This window comes from Bariatricus sp. SGI.161 (assembly GCF_050313695.1).
In the GTDB taxonomy this organism is placed as follows: Bacteria; Bacillota; Clostridia; order Lachnospirales; family Lachnospiraceae; genus JAFBIX01.
In genome coordinates, this window is sequence record NZ_JBNPLX010000003.1 from 1 (window position 1) to 20,349 (window position 20,349).

Annotated in this window: 13 protein-coding genes and 1 pseudogene; all 14 read right to left on the reverse strand. The window is 41.3% G+C overall.

Going from position 1 to position 20,349, the window contains the following annotated elements; genetic code table 11:
• The coding region (locus tag ACQRBH_RS02490; protein WP_211840254.1) for a TnpV protein at window positions 1-208 on the reverse strand (208 nt) is incomplete at its 3' end.
• Complete coding sequence (locus ACQRBH_RS02495) at window positions 189-3,110, reverse strand: hypothetical protein (RefSeq protein WP_427760818.1); 2,922 nt, start codon at window positions 3,108-3,110, stop codon at window positions 189-191. The genes ACQRBH_RS02490 and ACQRBH_RS02495, both read right to left, overlap by 20 nt.
• 12 nt (window positions 3,111-3,122) lie before the next feature.
• The gene (locus ACQRBH_RS02500; RefSeq protein WP_073106981.1) at window positions 3,123-4,970 is read right to left on the reverse strand and encodes a phospholipase D family protein; all 1,848 of its coding nucleotides are present in this window, start codon (window positions 4,968-4,970) and stop codon (window positions 3,123-3,125) included.
• Complete coding sequence (locus ACQRBH_RS02505) at window positions 4,963-6,165, reverse strand: DUF6361 family protein (RefSeq protein WP_427760819.1); 1,203 nt, start codon at window positions 6,163-6,165, stop codon at window positions 4,963-4,965. The genes ACQRBH_RS02500 and ACQRBH_RS02505 overlap by 8 nt, the downstream gene beginning before the upstream one ends.
• 12 nt (window positions 6,166-6,177) lie before the next feature.
• Window positions 6,178-6,414, reverse strand: coding sequence for a hypothetical protein (locus ACQRBH_RS02510; protein WP_028086453.1), 237 nt, complete (start codon window positions 6,412-6,414; stop codon window positions 6,178-6,180).
• Window positions 6,415-6,453: 39 nt separating this feature from the next.
• Complete coding sequence (locus ACQRBH_RS02515) at window positions 6,454-7,374, reverse strand: DEAD/DEAH box helicase family protein (protein ID WP_028086452.1); 921 nt, start codon at window positions 7,372-7,374, stop codon at window positions 6,454-6,456.
• Window positions 7,365-8,057, reverse strand: a complete 693-nt coding sequence (locus tag ACQRBH_RS02520) for a type I restriction-modification system subunit M (RefSeq protein ID WP_044924460.1) — start codon at window positions 8,055-8,057, stop codon at window positions 7,365-7,367. Before ACQRBH_RS02520 ends, ACQRBH_RS02515 begins: the two co-directional genes overlap by 10 nt.
• 24 nt (window positions 8,058-8,081) lie before the next feature.
• Window positions 8,082-8,297 (reverse strand): helix-turn-helix domain-containing protein, encoded by a 216-nt coding sequence (locus ACQRBH_RS02525; RefSeq protein WP_028086451.1) that lies wholly within the window; start codon window positions 8,295-8,297, stop codon window positions 8,082-8,084.
• A 300-nt stretch (window positions 8,298-8,597) separates the two neighbouring features.
• Window positions 8,598-11,348 carry a YodL domain-containing protein gene (locus ACQRBH_RS02530; protein ID WP_028086450.1) on the reverse strand — a complete coding sequence of 917 codons (2,751 nt, stop codon included), beginning with the start codon at window positions 11,346-11,348 and terminating at the stop codon, window positions 8,598-8,600.
• Window positions 11,349-11,429: 81 nt separating this feature from the next.
• Window positions 11,430-16,517, reverse strand: a pseudogene (locus ACQRBH_RS02535) (DEAD/DEAH box helicase family protein); the annotation flags it as partial.
• Window positions 16,518-17,112: 595 nt separating this feature from the next.
• Window positions 17,113-18,678 (reverse strand): hypothetical protein, encoded by a 1,566-nt coding sequence (locus ACQRBH_RS02540; RefSeq protein ID WP_427760820.1) that lies wholly within the window; start codon window positions 18,676-18,678, stop codon window positions 17,113-17,115.
• A gap of 3 nt (window positions 18,679-18,681) precedes the next feature.
• The gene (locus ACQRBH_RS02545; protein ID WP_026648905.1) at window positions 18,682-18,990 is read right to left on the reverse strand and encodes a hypothetical protein; all 309 of its coding nucleotides are present in this window, start codon (window positions 18,988-18,990) and stop codon (window positions 18,682-18,684) included.
• 73 nt (window positions 18,991-19,063) lie between these two features.
• Window positions 19,064-20,164 carry a DUF5688 family protein gene (locus tag ACQRBH_RS02550; RefSeq protein ID WP_427760821.1) on the reverse strand — a complete coding sequence of 367 codons (1,101 nt, stop codon included), beginning with the start codon at window positions 20,162-20,164 and terminating at the stop codon, window positions 19,064-19,066.
• A gap of 6 nt (window positions 20,165-20,170) precedes the next feature.
• Window positions 20,171-20,311, reverse strand: a complete 141-nt coding sequence (locus ACQRBH_RS02555) for a hypothetical protein (protein ID WP_164651566.1) — start codon at window positions 20,309-20,311, stop codon at window positions 20,171-20,173.
• Window positions 20,312-20,349: the final 38 nt, after the last annotated feature.

Consider the following 20,349-nt stretch of genomic DNA (forward strand, 5'->3'; position numbering starts at 1 on the left):
TGATGTCGGCAAGGTAGGCGTTTAGCCTGCCGCTTGTAAGAAGATTGGTGTATGTAACTTTACGGTACTGTTTTAGATAATCTAAATGCCGTTGCCCCCAGATGCCTATTGCCTGTTCTTCTTCGGCGGGTACAGTTAAGCACGGTATCAAATAATCCCCTTGCCTTTCGTATTTGCCGCCCAGTTCCTCAAATAATGATTTTGCCATTGTCTGTTACCTCCACATTCTTTTTTATTTTGAATGTCCGCAAAATCCGTCCTACATCTATGGGATTACTTGGAAGATTCCAGTGCATAATCACACGACAATAATTATGAAAATCCAATCCTTCCTGTCCGATTGATGTTGTAGCGAGCACAAATGGACGCATTGGTGAGTTAAAGGCATTTCTGATATTTTCTTTACGCATGACTACCTTGGAATTATCTCCTGCATCCTTTGTAAATCCAACTGCATAACTCGACCTTATTCGACATCCATCACTCTTCCTGTCAGCTCCGTTAATACGTTTTTTGAAATCAGGATAAGTATCAGCGATATAGGTGGCTGTATGTATCTTCAATGAATCCATCATCATGTCATGCACAATCTGATACTGATTTCCATCCGACTGAAAACCTGCTGTTTCTTTCAGCATATGGATATATTCATCAATCATTGCCTGAAAACAGCCATCTTTACAGTATTTAAGTACATTCTGCCAATGGGAATTATCATCCCTGCATCTGCCATAAGCAAGATCAATGATAGCTGTTGACTCCGGCAAATTGAAATTATTGACAAATACCTTTGCAAGCGATGTTGCTCTGGCTGTGCTTCTTCCATTAGAACGATAAATGCATATTGCTGGCGAACCCAGTACCATATTTACCAATGTTTCCAGAAGATCCTCCGGCTTTCTTCCAAGATGAATCTCCTCCGGGGCATCCAAATAACTTCTTAGCTTATCAATATGAGCAATAAAGCCCTTATTTCTCTTATCCTTTGAACTGCTTCTGACCTCAGATGTTGTATCCTCTTCGTCTGTATTCATTTCCCACACAATATCCTCTATCCAATGCTTTGCATAGATGACTCCATCCATGAGCATCGGTGCAAGATAATACCACCTGGCATCTTCCTTATTGTTACCCGAATCACCATACTTTTCTTCGATTATCGCAAGCTTCTCTTTCAGTTTCAGCCGTACAGATTTCTCTATTACTTCTAATGATTCATGATTATTCAATGACTCAATCGGTAAATACATATCAGAAAGTGTCTTTGAAGGATAAAGCAGTGCAAACAGGCTCATGCCTCTTACTTTTCCATTTGAAACATTAAACCTGAGCCTTGCCACCGGGTATCGTCTCGAACCATCCGCAAAATACCCCGTATTCTTCTTATCCTGATTCTTTATCTGATGTACCAGTTTTCCAACTGTAAGTCTTTCCGCCTCATAGGAAACAAGCGCACCTATCATTCGTGGAACCATCTCCCATGCAGAAAATACAAGTATTTTTGAAAAGCCTTTGCTGTTTTTATATGCTCCCTGCATCTCATAATATGGCAGTGATGGAGGAATCCACAGATATTTTTCTGCACCGCCGGTAAATGCTTTTTCTTTCAGTGCCTCAAGCCTTGCATTGGTTTTCGGCAGTTCATCATATTTATTGATTTTATTGCGATTCAGCCACAAGAGACATTGTTCTCTTTCACTTCCAAATTCATCTGGATGTTTTATATAATATTTTTCAATCTGCTCTTTAATCTTATATTTCTTCATAAAGGACATAAGATACGGACAGCTCTTTGCATAATCTACCGGTAAAGAATGATTTGAATCCGTTTTTGACAACAATCGTGACATCTGTATATAGGAGTTTATGTCATTTTCATCTATCTGCAAATGATGCTTCACGCTGCTGTCATCCGTATAATCACCGGAATCCATGACAGATATACGCTCTGTCCTGCTGACTCCCTGATACATGGCATTTTCTGCCAGCTCCTTCATACGGATAATTGCACTGTCCCCTGCCTTCAACTCACTTAGAGCATGGGAATAATTCTTCCACACTTCCTTAAATTTAATGTCTTTGACTTCATCATCAAAAAGAAAGTTCATAACCTGAAAAAACTCTGCATAATGCTCATCAAGCTGATTTTCATCTATCTCTTCAAGGGTAGAATACAATTTATATGGTGTAGCCGACAACAGAAGTACCCTTGTATCATGTCCACTAAGGAAACTGTGTGCAAGAATACCAAGCTCACTGTCATCGGATGACAAAAGAAACTTAAATCTCTGAAACTCATCCATGATTACCAGATCCGGCTCAAGCATAGATACACTGATTCTCGCAAACATCACACGAAGCTTATTCATCACATAGTAATTGGAATATGTAAGCTGTTTATTGTATCTTCTTTCATGCAAATGATTAAGCAGCATGTCCCTTATACTTTCATACTCCTGATAATTAAGGATTTTTTCTATCACATTTTGTGGATAGACACCCTTCGTCATCTTTTCGCATTCTGCCACACGATTTTCAAAGTTCCATTTTGCCCATCCATCCCATGCTTTTACAGCATCCATTATCATAAATTTTTCAAGAGAAGTTACATGTCCTTTAAAGTCCGGCATTCTCCTTAAAATGGCATACATAAGTGCTCTTTCCTGCACACTTCCACCTCCGGTGGTCATGCGGAAAGATGTTTCCGGTGTAAGTGGGATAAGCTGTATAAAACCTTCCTTTATCTGCGGATCATTTTCCTGCTCAGTAATCTTTAAATGCTGCATAGACAGTCTGGTATCTGATACTGAGCCGATGGCATTCTTTCCTGTTACATCAAGTTTTCTGATATTCTGATTTGCTATGTTCTGATTAGAGCAGATATAAATTACCTTAAACAGATCATCTTTCTCTTCGATTCTAAGTCTTGCTGTCTTTACAATTGCTCCTCTGGCAATAAGAGTTTTTCCCATACCCACTTCATCTGCTACAAGCACACGATTCTGATTATGCCGGAACAGATAATCCACTCTCTCCACAGTCGCTCTTTGAAAATCCTTCAGACCGGAAAGGGTACGCTTTTCAATTTCATCTATATTAAATTGTGACATGACATCACCTCGTTATCTTCTGATTTTCAAAGTATTACAAAAAGTCTCATACAGTTCACGGAATTCATCCGGTATAATATCCTTATCTGTAACCATCTTAAGCACATATCCAATGTCTTTTATTCTTTCCGGCCCTTCTACAGATGTCTTTAACATCTTTTCATAGAGTGCCGGCATTGCATCACTCGAATTGGCAAAAAAGCCGGATTCTCCCATCTGCTTTCCTTCAAGCATAGATGCTACATAATCATCACCAAGTACAAACGCTATGTACTCAACAAATGATGCCCTATCTTTTACCACACTGTTTACTGCAGCACTTTCTCTGTCATCCGGGAAACCACTTGTAGGGATCATAATAATTCTGCGAATTGTATCATCACCTGATCTTGCAGTAATCTCATAGAACTCTGATAACTGCAAGATCTCAAGCTCTGAAAACTCTATATGTTCTGACAATGTCTGCTCCTGCTTTGAATTAAATGGTGATACTGTAACCTCACTATCAGATTCAATACCACTGAACTCAACCTCTATCTTGTACTTTCCAGCATTCTCATTATCTTCTGAAATTACAGCCTGCCTTTTCACTCGGCACAAGTCCTTAATTTTCTGCTCCAGCAGATTTCTATTGTCACTTTCTGTTTCCAAAACAGCATCCGCTACTGTAACCTGCTCAAATGGATTCTTTGCATCTCCTACCGGTCCACAGAATATATCCTCTAAGAATTTATCCCCATTCAGATACATATTCTTTGTACCAAGCCACAGCATCATTTCAACATTTTTATTAATTGCAGAATAGGAAGCATTCATGGAACCAAGATACAGGTCAACATCTGAATATTTCCTTCTCAGATAGATTTTTGCATGAATATCCTGTTTCTTTTTATCTGCGAGTTCATCTGAAATTTCTTCCTCACCATCTATAATCTCATCCTTTAATGCATAGATGGTAAAATTATCTACATCTGATGCTTTGAGTTTTCCAAGCTCAGAACGTCTCGTAACAAGTGTTCTCTTACAGTCCGACAATGCCCTGTCTGTCAGGTTAAAATCTGCAATCACACTTTCTGATAAAAACGGAGACATCACTACAAGCTCATTAAATGTCGAATTGGCATTTCCTCTTTCCTTGCAGAATAGGATATCCTCCTGCATCCGGTAAGCATTTTTTCCAATACCAAGTGGAAGCACTTCAAAATCCTCTCCAAATATTTTACTATCAAGTGAAAAGGATACATCCTTAATGTCTGCACATAATCCACGAATCAGGTTTCTTTTCTTTCCGGCATTATTGCTGGTATTATGCACATTCATTACAAGATAATCCAGAAAATCACAGATAGGCTGAGTCTTTTTCTTCTGTCTGACATTTTTACTGCTATCCATTGCAAAGCTGATATCCCAGCTCCTGTCAAAAGTCAGATTTCTGCTCATTACCACAAAACGATATTTTTTATCTCCATCAGCGTTTACATATGCTAATACCCATGTTTTCGGATGAAATGACGGATATCGACCAAGCTGTCTATCTTTTGGCAGTGCGACCTCTACTACCATTTTCTCTAATAAAATAGATAGTGCAGTCGGTTTTGTTGGCACTTTAATCTGTCCTGCTTCACAAAACAGCACGATTTTATCTGATACCTTCTGCAATGCATTCAGCATACCAATTGGATTTTGCATAAGCTTACTATCTGTTTCTTCAGATAATCCAAGACATATCGCCACAGCTGTGAGTGCTTCCAGGTCAAGTGAATATGTAGTGCCTACTGCTCTGTCCAATCTATATCCGTCCGGAGGCATCAAAATACCGCTGTAATCCGTTCTATCTCGGTTTGAATCCGGTCTAAACATCAGCACTCACCTCCCCGGCATAGATGTCATTCACAATTCTTCTGGCATTCGAGAATCTGTAATCGAGCATTCCACCGCCTACCCATTTTGAATGATCAAATTCCTTTGTTCTGCTTAACTTCGCTCTGGCTGCTCCTTTCAGGCTCCGTTCCCTCTTGCGAATCAGTTCATCAGCCATATCAATATCTAATGTAATAAATGCTGCTTGTATCCCGCATAGAAAGCTCTTTGCTCTTGGATTTATCAGCTGCAATTCTGCAAAGACCGCATCCAGATCGACTGTTGCATTATGCCTGATATCCGGAAGTAACCTGCTCCACTCATCATTTGCATAAGTATTCTCGCCTTCTGACAGCATGACATTGTATCTTACTCTTGCCATATACACCAGATTATTAAAATCGCAGGCAAGGTTCATCATATGTGCCAGCCTTTCACTTACTTTTTCCGATAGTTCAGCCGTCAAAGAAGCAAAATCGTCATATTCATTCAGATCAATATGATTTTTCAGCACATATTCCAAAAGAGACCCTTTCGTTGACTTCTGAATCTGCTTATCCAGATAGAATGCTTCCTCCTGCGTCAACTCTATTGTAAGGTTGTCTCGCCAGTCATCATGATAAATCGGAAGATTCCAGAATCTAATATTGCCGATATCTCCTGCATCAGAATCATCCTTATCATTTTCCTCTGCATCATCATTTCTATTTCCAAATCGGCTAACCTTCTTCTCTTCTCGAAGTTTCGTTGCCAATGAAACATATTCAGAAATAGATAAACCATGATCACAAAATATTCCATAGGTGCGAATACCATTCCAGTAAATGTCGGATGGCTTTCTAGCCACCCAGCCTTTCGGCAATACACGAGTTCCGATAACTCCCTCTGCCTTTGGATCCGCATTCAACAATCTAATACCACAATCTTTTTCAGCAGAATCAATTGCTCTAAGAATCCTATTCACGTCTTTGCCGTATCTGCCATCAACAGCCTCTCTCAAGACATATGGAACAATAAGGAAATATTTTGCCCTGGTCTGGATGGTAGATGTCCCAGGGAAAAAATAATTGGCAAAAGCATCACGAACTATACCTATTCCAAGTTCATCGACTGCTCCCTGTTCACTCAGAAGGTTAATCACATCCAAGGCCTTCTGCCTGTCTTCTTTTGAAAAATCTATCCATCCTAACTGCATGTTTTCACTTCCTTATTTCTTCGTCAAATATGTATCTTCCACATAAGTCTCCGGTGTCGCCTCTTCAATTACTCCCGACTTTGGATCAAAGATATATTTCTTCTTCAATCTCTCATACAATACAGAACCTACAGTCTCCATTACCTGCCTCATCATATCAGGATCATCAAACAGTTTTCTGAAAAACTGGTCATTCTGCTCATATCTGTCTGCTGCCATATTCGGAAAATCCTTTTCAAATAACAGCATAAATGTTGCCCTGTCATTGTTCTTTGCGTAGCTCTGGTCTTAACTGTCCCTGAAGCTTTCCAAGATCACCAGCTGATCTTCCATCTCGGCATACTCTTTCAGAATTTCTTCAGTATCAGCTAATGCTCTTTTTAACTTTTTCGCTGCATCTCCGGTCTGCGAAGAATGTGCCTCATCAATAATAATCGCAAATCTTTTTTTTGCAGAATCCACTTCTTTATAGATTACCGGGAATTTCTGTAATGTAGTAATAATAATGCCTACACCATCATTGATTGCATCTCTAAGCTGTCCCGAATTTTTATCTACTTTCTTAACCACACCTTCCACATGGTCAAACTGATATACTGTAGACTGTAACTGACTGTCCAACACTCGTCTGTCAGTAACGATGATTACTGACTGGAAAATCTTATTGTCTTCATAATCATGGAGTCCGGTAAGTCTGTGTGCCAGCCATGCAATCGAATTGGACTTTCCTGAGCCTGCACTATGCTGGATCAGATAACTCTTACCTGAACCATTCTTTTTTACATCTTCCAACAGCTTTGTAACAACATCAAGCTGATGATACCTTGGGAAAATCATAGTCTCTTTCACAAGATTTCCATTTTTATCGTACTCCTGCTGCAAGTGCATATATTTCTGTAAAATTTCCATCAGACTGTCTTTGCAGAGTACTCTTTCCCAAAGATAAGCTGTATCATATCCATTTGGATTTACCGGATTACCTTTGCCACCTACTTTTCCGGCGCCATTACTTCCCTGATTAAATGGCAGGAAATAAGTGTGTGCGCCCTCAAGTCTTGTAGTCATATAAACATTGGTAAGGTCTACAGCGAAATGTACCAATACCCTTTCCTTAAAGGCAAAAATCGCATCCTTACCGGCACGATCAAACTTATACTGATTAATCGCATTTGTTGTATCCTGTCCTGTAAACTGACATTTCAATTCCATTCCTCTGCTACAGAAAGCATACCTCCGGTTCCACAGGCAGGATCATAAATCGTCTTTGCCACATTATTGCCAGAAAGGATGTCATTATCATCATAGAAGAGAATATTAACCATAAGTTGGATAACTTCTCTTGGAGTGTAATGCTGTCCTGCATCTTCATTATGAGACTCAGAGAATCTTCTTATAATTTCTTCAAAAATATATCCCATTTCAAGGTTAGAGATTTCATTCGGATGAAGATTTCCTCTGTCTGTTGTATATTCCTTTAAAACAATATACAGAATCCCCTTATTTGCCATCGTTGTGATGTGTCCATCAAACTTAAATTTTTCCAGAATATCCCGCACATTTGCTGAAAATTTATTCAGATACTCTCTAAAATTCTCCTCAATGTGGTCAGGATCATCCATAAGTCTTTCAAATGTATATTTACTTGTATTGTAAAAATCCTTTTTTGAAGCCTTACGAAGTAAAATATCTTTCATTGGAAGATTCTTTACTTCATCGTATTTCTGTAATACCGCATCCTTCGTATCTGAGAGAATACAGTCAAAACGTCTGATTACTGTAAGTGGTAATATAACATCTCCATATTCATGTGGTTTATATACACCGGTAAGCTTATCTGCTATTGCCCATATTAGGTCTGCTTTCTGATCTATTTTTGCACTTCTCGTAGCCATTTACATTTTCCTCCATAAGGTAATTTACTTTTCTTTGTTATCTGGTACATAGTCAATCAAATCTCCAAAGTTACAATCCAACTCTTTGCAGATTTTTTCCAAAACAGATAGTTTCACCGACTCGCAGTTTGTCATCTTTGCTATTGTACTGGAGCTAAGACCAGTCTTGGCACACAAATCTCCTTTTTTCATTCCGTGGTCAATTAACTGTTTCCATAATCCATTATAACTAATTGCCATCCTCTTTTCCTCCGTTTAATGTGCAATCAATATCAAAATTATTTTATCACACAAAAAACTCCTTGTACAATTCGCATTTACAAATATCACATATCTTTTTTCAAATATTGAATATCTTTTTTAATTTATTCACAAACCTTTTGAATTTATCTGCTACAGATACTCTTTTCCTAATTGATGTGGTTAGAAGAAAAACATCTCCAATCTGCTTTCATTATAACGTTCAATCCATATTTACGCATTAAAAAAGGATGCAGGGATTGACTCCCTACATCCTTCATTAGAATTATAATATTATACTTATCTCACACCCCGATCAGCCCCTCTCTCCGGCTTATCTTTTCCCTGCTTTTCTTGAATAATCCTCTTATTAATCTCAAGCCGTTCATGAATGGATAATTTCTTATCTTTTCCAACTACCGCCTGCTTCTGTTGTACCTGTTTCCTATCTGCTTTTCCTGCATCCTTGACCACTGCATTCGCTTCGGTACTTGTTCCCCGCTCATCTGCTCTTCCTTCATTTCTTTCCGTTATCTGCTGTTCTCGTCTCTCTTTCACACCTTTTTCTTCCAGATTGCAAAAGCTCTGCAGATACGGAAGCACATGATTCTGCATGTCTGTCAGATCTTCCATATATTTTTGGAACTCTTCACTTCCTTTACCTTTCTGGTAATTGATCCAATACTCATCTGTAAGCTTCATTTCATTATCATACTTCAACTGACTCACAATACCGCCATGTCCATTTCCAATATCTATTGACTTCTTGAAATGATGCAGCATCTGTTCACCTTTTTCCGCATAATATACAGTCACATATATCTTTGTGATTTTTGTAGGTTCCTCTGTCTTCGAATCACGTTTTGCATACCATTCTTTATCCATTTCTGCTGTTTTTGCATCCAGCTCGGATAACTTCTGACATCTTGGATTCATGAGAGCACTTTCTTCACAATAGTTTACATACACCATTGGTTCCAGATTCTTTGGAAACTCCGGCTCATAGACTTTCAGTCTTTCAATCAATACACCTGCACGCACAGACTGGTCACATTCTTCGTCTACAATATCCTTCAGATAAGAAATATAAGAATGTGTATTGCCACTCTGCAAATCCAACATCACCTCTTGTACCGTATTTTCTCCCGTCTCCACATTATCTCGATACTCATACGGATCAAAAGCTTCTGCAATCTCATCCAATGCCTCTGCCAACTGTTCTGTGGTCATCTTCTCTGGATACATTGCTTCCCGAACATCCCGCATTGGTACATACTTATAGTCCGGCAATGCATCATGAATTTTCTCAATCCCTTCCCGTATCAGTGCAAGTTCTCCATAAAATCGAACATCGTCCATCAGATTTCCAAGTACTGTATTTCCTTTTACGATTGCAAATTCAGCATCATCATAGTAACTGTCTTCCGGATCACGATAGATAATCCCCATACTGCATACTCGATAGGCATTCTCAGGATTCTCCCTATATTTTTCATAAACCGCAGCAATCTGATTAACATCGGTACTTTTTTCATAAGCTCCCATATCATGGAACTCATCACATTCTGCGGCAAAGTATTCCAGATACGGTTCTTTCTTCGGTGGCATATTATTGAGGACATTATCAATCATGTTATAATTTGCCTCTTCCAGTTCTTCTACCTTTGCCAATGGCTTATATTCGCCCTGGCTTTTCTGAATCTCTGCCATTACAACCTCATCCATTTCTTCTACCTTTTCCATCAACTGATCATAATCCCCACGGATGCGTTCTCCAGTCCATCCTTCGTCTTCCAAAAGTTCCTCTGCCGCTTCTTCAATAGAAATTTCACCATTTTCATAGACGCCACCATCCATCAGGCGGAAATCTTCATCGTAAAAGGAATAATCATATCCTCCTTCTGTTCTCTGAATAGCAAAGTAACGTTCTCCTACCTCATATGCCAGTTCACTAAGAACCTGTTCTTCCAGATTCAGGAAAGAATCTAGCTGTTCAAAACTGATACTGTCTACAAAATGAGCGGTTACCTTTCCCCCCTCATTCAGAACTACGATATCACTGACAGACAGGGAATGTCCTCGAAAGTCTTCTGGTCTGTCGATGTTGAATCGTTCAAATATATCATCTAGCGACATATTTCCAAATAATTCTCCCACATAGACCAGTTCATAGTCTTCTTTTTTAATCTGCATCCCGTGACTTTCAATGAAGCTCATATTCATAAACGCATAGTTTTCACCTGGCAAACCATCTCTTATTTGATAAATACCGAATGTTCGTCTTGTCCCTAATAGCAGATTTGCCTCTTTCAAAGACTGAATCTGCGGATATTTCTGCATCTCCCATTCCAAATTGCGGAATCGTTCCAGTTCTTCTGTAGACATCTGATAATGCTCCGGACCTCGTTCAATCTCCATTCGCTCTGTAACATAGATTGGTGATGAAAAATTGGTAATCAGATAGATATCTGCTCCGGCATCATATAATTTCAGAGCTTCTTCCTGTCCAATCACATTCATCGGCTCCTGAAATGCTCCAAAATCTTCATCTGCATAATCCAGATCCTGATCCCTTATCCGTTCCCACATCTGTGATTCCATGCCAAACAGCCCTTCATGTGCCTGTATCATTTCTTTACTTGCATACTCTCCCTTGCTGCCATCACTACCCAGGCAATAGATTTTAGAACCCATTCTGTGATAATCCAGGGCTGCTGCTTTTCTAAGCGGCACCATATCCTCTGCTGTATATCCATAATCCCGAAGTTCCAGCTTGCCTATGGTTGGATCTGGTAAGTCCTGAATATCCATTTGGGCATCATCCAGAAGTTCCTCTACTCTATCTTCATCTGACCGATTGACTGCATCTGCCAGATTTCTTACCAGCGTCCTTACTTTCTCTTCTTCGCCAACCAGATTTGCATATTCAAAAATCTGTTCTTTTACGTCCGCTGGAATTGCTATTCCCATGTGTTCTGCACGGTCTATTTGTTCCTGTGTATATTCCTGCATTTTCTGCGTTTCTATTCCTGTTATCATGTTTCTCGCCATATAAGTTCCTCCTGTATTCCCAAAAGTGGCATAACCGGCAGAACATTCTTTCTACCAAATTATGCCATCTTTCCTGTTTTCTTATTCCAGACCGAAGTCCCTTTTTCTATCTTCCCTGCCATTCTCGCTTTCCCGCTGGCTTTTTTCTTTATAAATCTGCAATTTCTCATGGATAGAACCACGTGCCGGTCGTTCTTCTTTCTCTTTCGATTCTGACTGCTCTGCTTCTGTGTCTTCCCGTTCATCCATATTAAGAAGGGCATTTAGTTCTGACAGTCGCTCCAGTTTCTGGTTCAGTTCCTCTTCTTTTGTGAATGGCTTTCCAACTTCCTCTTTGGCATTTGTAAGCTGCTCCTGTACCGTTTCCAATCGTTGCTCCGCTTCTGCCAGTTTCTCCGGATAGCTTTCCAGAAGATTATTGATACGGGTGATATTTCCCAGGGCATCTGCTCCCAGATGAACTTTCGATACCGATTCATGCTTCACAGACAGGATAAACTCCTTACTCCAGCTGTCGAACTGGATTCTCATGTTGAATCCCTGATAGTTTCCGATATCCATTGCTGCATCGACTGCTTTCATGTCCTTGCAGACTGCCAGTAGTGCCGCTCCTGCTTCTTTCTTTTCTGTAAATACTTTGCCGCTGATCTCCATGGAAAACTGTTCTGGATCTGTGATTTTATGCTCCTGATAATGGGCAATATCCGCTTTGTAGCTATCAATAGTCTCGGTCAATTTTGCAATCTGCTGTGGAAAATTTCTTGCAATATCATCTTCCAGACGGTACTGGTTATTCATGTGATTGGCTTTTAAAAGTTTCAGTTTTGCCACATCCACGTCCAGTGCCATCTTTTCTTTTACTGCCGGATTTCCAGTTGCCAGTGCCTTAACCTCTGCATAGGACAGTGCCGCTTCGTCCACATCTTCGCAGCTTCTGACCGGTGCTTTGCTCGTCATAATCTGGGAGATGAACTTCTGTTTATTTTCGATCAACTGCCACATGTAGCTGTCGAAGGTGGATTCTGTCACATACCGAAAGATATGAACCTTTTTATTGTGATTTCCCTGCCGGATGATACGTCCTTCCCTCTGCTCCAGATCAGACGGTTTCCAGCCAATATCCAGATGATGCAGAGCAATCAGACGATCCTGCACGTTGGTACCGGCACCCATCTTTGCTGTTGAACCAATCAAAAAACGAACCTGCCCAGATTTTACTTTTCCAAACAGCTCCGTCTTCTTTGCTTCGGTATTTGCATCATGAATGAATGCAATTTCTTTTTCCGGTACACCTTTCGCCATCAGCTTCTGTTTCAAGTCATCGTAAACATTGAAACTGCCATCGCCTTTCGGTGTGCTCAAGTCACAAAAAATGATCTGCGCCGATTTCTGTACAACTGTATCTTTCCAGATTTCATAGCTTTTTTCTGCACAGACCGACACTTTACTGCCCGGATCGTCTGGCAATAGTTCATTGACCAATCGCTGATCCAGTGCCAGTTTTCTTCCGTCATTGGTAATTTTCAGCATATTGTCTACACTAGCATCTACGCCACCGTTTCTTACCACTTCCGCACGCTCTCCTAGGCTTGCTACGATTTCTTTCTGCTGTTCTGTTGGTTTCAATACTACAGTTTCGTATTCTGCTTCCGGTACTGGAAGATTCAACTGATCCGAAGTCTTGATATCTGCAATCTCCTTGAACATATTCATCAGTTCCGGGATATTATAGAATCTGGCGAATCTGGATTTTGCTCGGTATCCGGTTCCTTCCGGTGCAAGTTCAATGCTGGTCACAACCTCTCCAAACGTGGATGCCCAGGAATCAAATAATCCCAAGCCCATATTCTGTAATTTGCTGTTCTGCAGATATCTCTGCATGACATAAAGTTCCGTCATGCTGTTGCTGATCGGTGTGCCCGTTGCAAAGGTAATGCCTTTTCCACCGGTAATCTCATCCAGATACTGACATTTATTAAACATATCTGCTGATTTCTGTGCTTCGTTCTGGGCAATTCCGGCTACATTTCTCATTTTTGTATAAAGGAACGCATTTTTATAACTGTGTGCCTCGTCTACATACAGATGATCCACTCCCAGTTCTTCAAAGGTAACTACATTATCCTTTTTCTCTTTCTGATTCAGCTTCTCCAGTCTTGTCATCAGCGTTTTTCTGGTCTTTTCAATCTGCTTTACCGTATAGCGGCCGCCATCCTGCTCATATCTTGCACTCTGGATTGCGATTTCCAGATCGTCAATCTGCTTCCGCAGCATGGCTTCCTGCCTCTCATCAGAGATTGGGATACGCTCAAACTGGGAATGACCGATGATAATCGCATCATAGTTTCCCATAGCGATTCTGGCACAGAACTTTTTCCGGTTCGCCGGTTCAAAATCTTTCTTGGTTGCCACCAGGATATTGGCTCCCGGATATAACTGCAGGAACTCGGCTCCCCACTGCTCTGTCAGATGGTTCGGCACGACAAATAGATTCTTTTGTGATAATCCCAGACGTTTGCTCTCCATTGCAGCCGCTACCATCTCGTAGGTCTTCCCAGCTCCTACTACATGAGCCAGAAGCACATTATCCCCGTAAAGCTGATGTGCGACAGCATTTTTCTGATGTGGGCGAAGTTCAATTTCCGGGTTCATTCCTGGGAAAGTCAGATGACTGCCATCGTATTCACGGGGACGGATACTGTTAAACCGTTCATTATAAACTCTTACCAGTCTTTCACGTCTCTGTTGATCTTTGAAAATCCAATCCTTAAATGCTGCTTTCATGGCATCCTGTTTCTGTGATGCCAGCATAGTTTCTTTTTTATTGAGGACACGAATCTCATCCCCATTTTCATTGACACTCTTATCATAGATACGAACATCTTTCAGATTCAGTGTATCTTCCAGAATCCGGTAAGCATTTGCCCTCTCGGTTCCATACGTTGCATAGGCAAACGCATTTCTTGGACTGTCTGCATTTTTCCCGGTAATCCGCCACTCACCATTCACCTCAGAATATTTTACCTGTATCTCCTTCTGTGCAAGATACCACGGAGTATGAAGCAGTTCCCTCATAAAGTCCTGATAATCCGATGGTTCAATCCAGGTTGCCCCAATCCTTACTTCGATTTCAGATGCTTCCAGTTCTCTTGGCTGAACTGCTTCCAATGCACGGACATTCGGTGTGAATTCCGGGTGATTCTCTGCAAAGGTTCTTGCTGTGTTTAACTTCTCCCTGACATTTCCAGATAAATACTCATCTCCACTCTCCCACTGGTCTGTCAGTGGGTTCTTAAATATAACTCCAACCAGTTCCTCCGTGATTTTTTCTTCTGTCTTTCCTGTCAGCTGTGCCATATAGGACAGATCCACCTTTGCTCTTTCATTCAATGATAATGCTAAGGCTTCTGTCGCAGTTTCCACACTGGTTACCGCCACTGCCTTTTTGATGGTTCGTTTCGTAAACATGTCTGCTTTTCGCTTCAATGTTCCATCTTCGTTCAGGTCTTCCAGAGAACACAACAGACAATAAGAAGCGTCATCAGAAAACGCCCGCTTGTTTGCATTACTTCCGATGACTCCATACTTTGCTGTGTAAGCATCATATACTTGATTCAATTTCTCCTGCTGTTTGTGAATTTCTTCATCTGTTACGGATTCTTCCATCTGCATGGCAATCAGTTCACGCACCGTGTCTCGGATCTCCACCATACCTTTTACACGTTCTGCAGTAGCGGCAGGCATCTTTACCTGATTCATCAGAGAGTTAACACGGTAATATACCTGATCATCTACAACCGCATAACTGTAATTACGAACATTCGGATCTGCCGGGATACTCTCTGGTACATCATCCAGTTCTGCATCCACATCAACTGCAGGTGCCATATTTCCATGAATATTCCTGACAGCTTCTGCAAGCTGGACTTCAAGATCAGCACCTTCTATCGGCATACAGGTTGTTTCCATACCATACGGACCGGATACCTCTTTCATCTCACCCAGAATCATTTCCGGATGGTCTGCAAAATACTGATTGACCGTAATTCCATTGGCATCACTTCCAAGATTCACCCACTCCGGCATCTCTTTTGTCATGCTGTCACGCTTCTGGAAGAATAAAATATCTGCACTGACTTCCGTTCCTGCATTTGCTTTGAATGCTGTGTTCGGCAGGCGGATGGCTCCAAGGAGATCGGCACGTTCTGCCAGATACTTTCGGACTTCCGGTGATGCTTTATCCATGGTTCCTTTTGTTGTGATCAAAGCTGCCACACCACCCGGACGCAACTGGTCGATTGTCTTTGCCAGAAAATAATCGTGAATCATAAAATTATAGCGGTCATATTGCCTGTCATTCACTTTATAAGCTCCAAATGGCACATTTCCGATTGCCACATCGAAGAAATCATTCGGATAATCTGTCTTCTCAAAACCTTTAATCTGGATATTGGCATCTGGGTAAAGCAGTTTTGCAATTCTACCGCTGATACTGTCCAGTTCCACACCATAGAGTTTTGACTGGTTCAGCTTCTCAGGAAGCATTCCAAAGAAGTTACCAACACCCATGGATGGCTCCAGGATATTTCCTTTTGTAAATCCCAGATTTTCCAACGCCTGATACATACTTTCAATCACGATTGGCTGTGTGTAATGGGCATTTAAGGTAGAAGCTCTGGCTGCTGCATATTCTTCCGGTGTAAGGACTGTCTTTAATTCCAGATATTCCGTCTCCCATGCGGATTTTGTTTCATCGAAAGCATCAGCAAGACCTCCCCAGCCTACATATCGGGATAAAATCTCCTGTTCGTCTGGTGTGGCATTGCGGTTTTCTTCCTCGCATTTCTTTAAAAGCTGGATTGCCATGATATTAGCACGGAACTTTTCCTTTGGTGTTCCCTGTCCCAGTTCATCATCTGTGATATGGAAGTTTGTTGCTGGAATATCAGACTGTTCTGGTGTTATATCTTCCTTTTTTTCTGCATCTTCTACTGCTTCCGGTTGTGTCTCAACCTCCGACGGTTCCTGATTTTCCTCTCGTATTTCCTGCTGATCAGAGCCTTCCTGCTCCACTTCCAAAGCCTGCTGAGCTCCTTCCAGATCCGCCTGTCTCTGTGCTTCCTGCCGTTCTTCATACTTTTCCAGTTCTTCCGGTGATAAGAAATCATCGGTGCGAATCAGCTGACGGACACGTTCTGCAACCTTATTCCACTTTAATAGAACTTCTACATCTGGACTGCCAATCTTCCCTTTCGCAAGTTTTAATCCTTTCGCATCATGGGAAGCATCGGATTCATACGCTCCCGGTATCCCAGGTGCTGCTCCACCTGTACCATACTCATTTTTCAGAAACTCAGCTGCATCCTTTATATCGTGATGTTCCATGAAATACTCATAGATCCGATTCCGTCCTCCGGCAGTGATCCCGCCTCTTCTAAGGACTGCATCTATCTCATCCTGTGTGATAAAGGAAAGGGCCGGACGTTCGACCGTAAATTTCTGGTCTACCCAGGAACGCTCCCTCTGGAGATCCTGAAAACGCTGGAAATATTCCGGATTATGCTGAATCTCCCACCTGCGATAATCTTCTGGATTCTCATCCATATCTTTCTGCAGCCATTCAAAGCGATGGGCAATTGCATCTGCTTCCGCTGAATCTGTCCAAGCTTCCCGCACGACATCCTGCCAATCCGAATATGATTGCTGCTCCTCCCGGTAAGATTGGTCATTTCTTCCTGCTCCTGTTCAATGGCGTTATTGGAAATCAGATTATCCACGTAACTTCTATCCTCATACATATCCTGGCGGAATCTCCCCGTCGGATACGGATACCATCATTGTCATACCAGATACTGATTTTCTGTCCATCTATGGTAAATCCTTTTCCACCTGTTTCATATTCCTCCTTCAGGAAGTTCTGCATTTCTTCATTATCCAGACCTTCAATCAGTCTTGCCGTAATATGAAACAGTGTATTTTTCTGTCCACTTCCCGTGCGGAGAATATCATCTACTACTTCATCAGAAATAAGAAAAGCGGCTGGCTGTTCTAATGCAGCTACCGCTTTCCTTATTTCTCCTAACTGTTCCTCTTCTGTCGGGAACAGACTTAATTGTAAATAATCTCCTGAATTACCAGTTCCTCTGCCTGTGCTTTGATCTGGTTCATGTGTCTGGTCCATGCCATCCCGTCTGCCATTTTGTCCGGTGCCGGGTTTTTCTCCAGAAGTTCTGACATCAGGTTGTCTACTCTCTGCCTTGCCTGGCTGTCGATTTCCATCAGATGACTGTCCAGACGGTTCTGTAAGGTCAGAATGTTGAATCTGGCTACTTTGTGGTTTCTCAGATACTCTTTCCTCATCAATCCGTACTTCCCGATCGTTCCTCTCGTCTCCTCCAGACTGATATCCGGAATCTGGTACTCTCCATTCTGGCTGTAAGTGATCTCTCTCATGCTCTGTTTCCTCCTTATTTTCTCCTCTATCTTCTGTGTTCCTTGTTTTGCTTTCACGAATTAACGTGTTAAATTCATTATAAGCTACTTCTTTTTCTTTTGCAACCGTTTTCAGATCTTTTTCCAAGTCATTCAACACATATCGTCCAATCTGCATCAATACCGGTCTGCTGATCTCATTCACAGAACTTCCAAGGTGTCCAATAACCTTTAACTGGTTAAAATCTGTAATATGACGAAAATCCTCTGCATCAAGATATTCCTGCACATCCAGTCCGCATCGGTTCAGTAACACATACCAGACACTGTTTGTCATCAGTTCCCGGAACTCCACTTTCTGATTCTGTTCATCCAGATCTTCCAGAAAAGTGCCGGCTACATCCATTTGCAGTTCGTCGAAAGCATCCGGCAACCAGGCCTGCACACTTTCTTCTGCCGCCTGGTGAAGAACCTCTGCTAATCCTCCCTCTGTTGCTTCCAGTGCCAGCCGCTCCTGCAGATAATCTGCCACCAGTTGTTCTCCTTCTGGATTAAGATTCCATAACTGCGGATCTCTGCCCAGATTTTTTACCTTATAAGTATCCTGCACATCAAAAACATATCGGAGTTTCGTTTTTGGTCCGGATGTGTTATCTATCAGGGCAATTCCTTTAGAACCCTTTTTAATCCATCGGTACATCTTCTGGTTCCAGATTTCCATGGATGCCACGGCTGTTGCTCCCGGACGCTGTGCATAGATCAAGAGCTGTTCCGGAAAAGTGTACCGGTACAGCCTGGATGCAGTATTTAGAAACCGCATCCATTCCTGCGGATTGGCAGCAACATCCTTTGCCACTTCCTCCGTCAGAAGTTCCATTGCATATAATTTATTTGCCATCTGTTACTCCCTTTCTTCTTCCCACTTTTCTTCTACAACATCGGCAATCCGTTCCATTGCCCTTGTCATAGAAGGAAAATTACTACTGTTACTTGCTTTTCCAATCTGATCAATAAGAAATTCCGGCATATCTGCAAGTGCTCCGGCAATCATAGCCTTTACCCGGATATCCTCCAGCATAAGAAGCTCTTTTACACCAAATTCTTCACCAAATACATCCTGATATCTCCGTAAGTCATCCAAAAGATATTCCGGTTTTAAATCTCTATCCATTTCCTTTCTTTTATCATCACCATATAAACACCAGTCCATATTCTTTTCTCCTCCATCTTCATAAAATTAGGGACTGCTCACACAGTCCCCTCAAAATCATCGTTATTTCTCGTTATAATACTGAGGCAAGGTCTTTCGCCCTATTCTTTGGGATTGTATCTGTCCCTTTTGCTTTGATCTCCGCCTTGGCTTTCTCCAGTTTTTCATGGATTCCACCTTTTGCTTCTGTTCTCCCAGTTGCTTTTTCTGCTGCTTTTTCTTTCTCCAGACGTGCTTCCCTGCGTTCGGCATTTTCCATAACTGCTGTCTTTCCATCACAGAACTGAACCTTATCCGAAAGCTGTTCCTGCCTCTCTACCTGCGTCTCATTGACTTCCTGTACCATGGCATTTAATTCCGGTACTTCAAACATTCCGTTATCAGGAAGAATCAGCACCTCATGAATTGAAGAGGGAAGAACAAAATAATCACTTCCCAGGCATTCACCGATCTGCTTACGAATATCTTCCTGCAGTAACAGTGATGCACCATTCATTTTTTGTGCATTTGAAAGACAGAACATTGGATTTTCCATTGCTTCAACATTCAGTTTTTCATTCAAAAGATTTTCTGCTTCTTCACCAAAAATCATGGATTTTATCATTTCATTCATGTCCATCAAAACAACACCACGATTTCTGTCTGCCGCCACTGCATCTGCCTGGATTTGTTCTGCTGTCACACCCCATTCATTCATAAGATTGACAGTAACCGGAATACTACCAATTCCTCCCTCGTTTTCTTCCACATTCACTGCGTAATATGCTGCAAAATCTCCATGTTCGGTAACAACTTTATCAGCCAGGCGTTCTTCATTCCATTCCCGGTCACAGATTCTCACCTGTAATTTGTCCTTCATTTTTTCATAATCCAAAATATCCGGAAGACCCATATTGATAAATGCCGCTTTGTCCTGCACTTCAATACGCATATCTGCCACATCACCCACACAGGAATCCAGATTTTTTCCATTGACATATTCCATATAAAGAGAATCCAGATATACCATCGGCACAGCTCTTTGATCACCCTGTGGAATTGAAATGCCAGTCAACCTTAATCCATTATTTTTTGCAACTTCTTCAATACGGATTTCTCCATTCTGATATGAATCCGGCAAATAGTCTTTTACATTATCTTTGACATATTCATAAAATTCTTTTCTGTTCATCATACGCTTTTACCCCTTTCTGATCATGTGATGGTTCATTCTTTTCCTGCTGACCATCTGCTCGGCTTTTTTCTGATAAGCCATCATTCTTTTTAAAGTTCTCTCCTGGTTCTTTCTTGCTTCCTGTCTCTTTTCCATTGTTTTCATCATATTTTTCTGTCCCTTTCTGTGAATTTTTGTATTTTAAA

What these genes read in the sequence shown, in the direction of transcription:
- ACQRBH_RS02495 (WP_427760818.1), bottom strand. Translation starts at nt 3,110, where the DNA reads ATGTCACAATTTAATATAGATGAAATTGAAAAGCGTACCCTTTCCGGT.
- ACQRBH_RS02500 (WP_073106981.1), bottom strand. Translation starts at nt 4,970, where the DNA reads ATGTTTAGACCGGATTCAAACCGAGATAGAACGGATTACAGCGGTATT.
- ACQRBH_RS02505 (WP_427760819.1), bottom strand. Translation starts at nt 6,165, where the DNA reads ATGCAGTTAGGATGGATAGATTTTTCAAAAGAAGACAGGCAGAAGGCC.
- ACQRBH_RS02510 (WP_028086453.1), bottom strand. Translation starts at nt 6,414, where the DNA reads ATGCTGTTATTTGAAAAGGATTTTCCGAATATGGCAGCAGACAGATAT.
- ACQRBH_RS02515 (WP_028086452.1), bottom strand. Translation starts at nt 7,374, where the DNA reads ATGGAATTGAAATGTCAGTTTACAGGACAGGATACAACAAATGCGATT.
- ACQRBH_RS02520 (WP_044924460.1), bottom strand. Translation starts at nt 8,057, where the DNA reads ATGGCTACGAGAAGTGCAAAAATAGATCAGAAAGCAGACCTAATATGG.
- ACQRBH_RS02525 (WP_028086451.1), bottom strand. Translation starts at nt 8,297, where the DNA reads ATGGCAATTAGTTATAATGGATTATGGAAACAGTTAATTGACCACGGA.
- ACQRBH_RS02530 (WP_028086450.1), bottom strand. Translation starts at nt 11,348, where the DNA reads ATGGCGAGAAACATGATAACAGGAATAGAAACGCAGAAAATGCAGGAA.
- ACQRBH_RS02540 (WP_427760820.1), bottom strand. Translation starts at nt 18,678, where the DNA reads ATGGCAAATAAATTATATGCAATGGAACTTCTGACGGAGGAAGTGGCA.
- ACQRBH_RS02545 (WP_026648905.1), bottom strand. Translation starts at nt 18,990, where the DNA reads ATGGACTGGTGTTTATATGGTGATGATAAAAGAAAGGAAATGGATAGA.
- ACQRBH_RS02550 (WP_427760821.1), bottom strand. Translation starts at nt 20,164, where the DNA reads ATGATGAACAGAAAAGAATTTTATGAATATGTCAAAGATAATGTAAAA.
- ACQRBH_RS02555 (WP_164651566.1), bottom strand. Translation starts at nt 20,311, where the DNA reads ATGATGAAAACAATGGAAAAGAGACAGGAAGCAAGAAAGAACCAGGAG.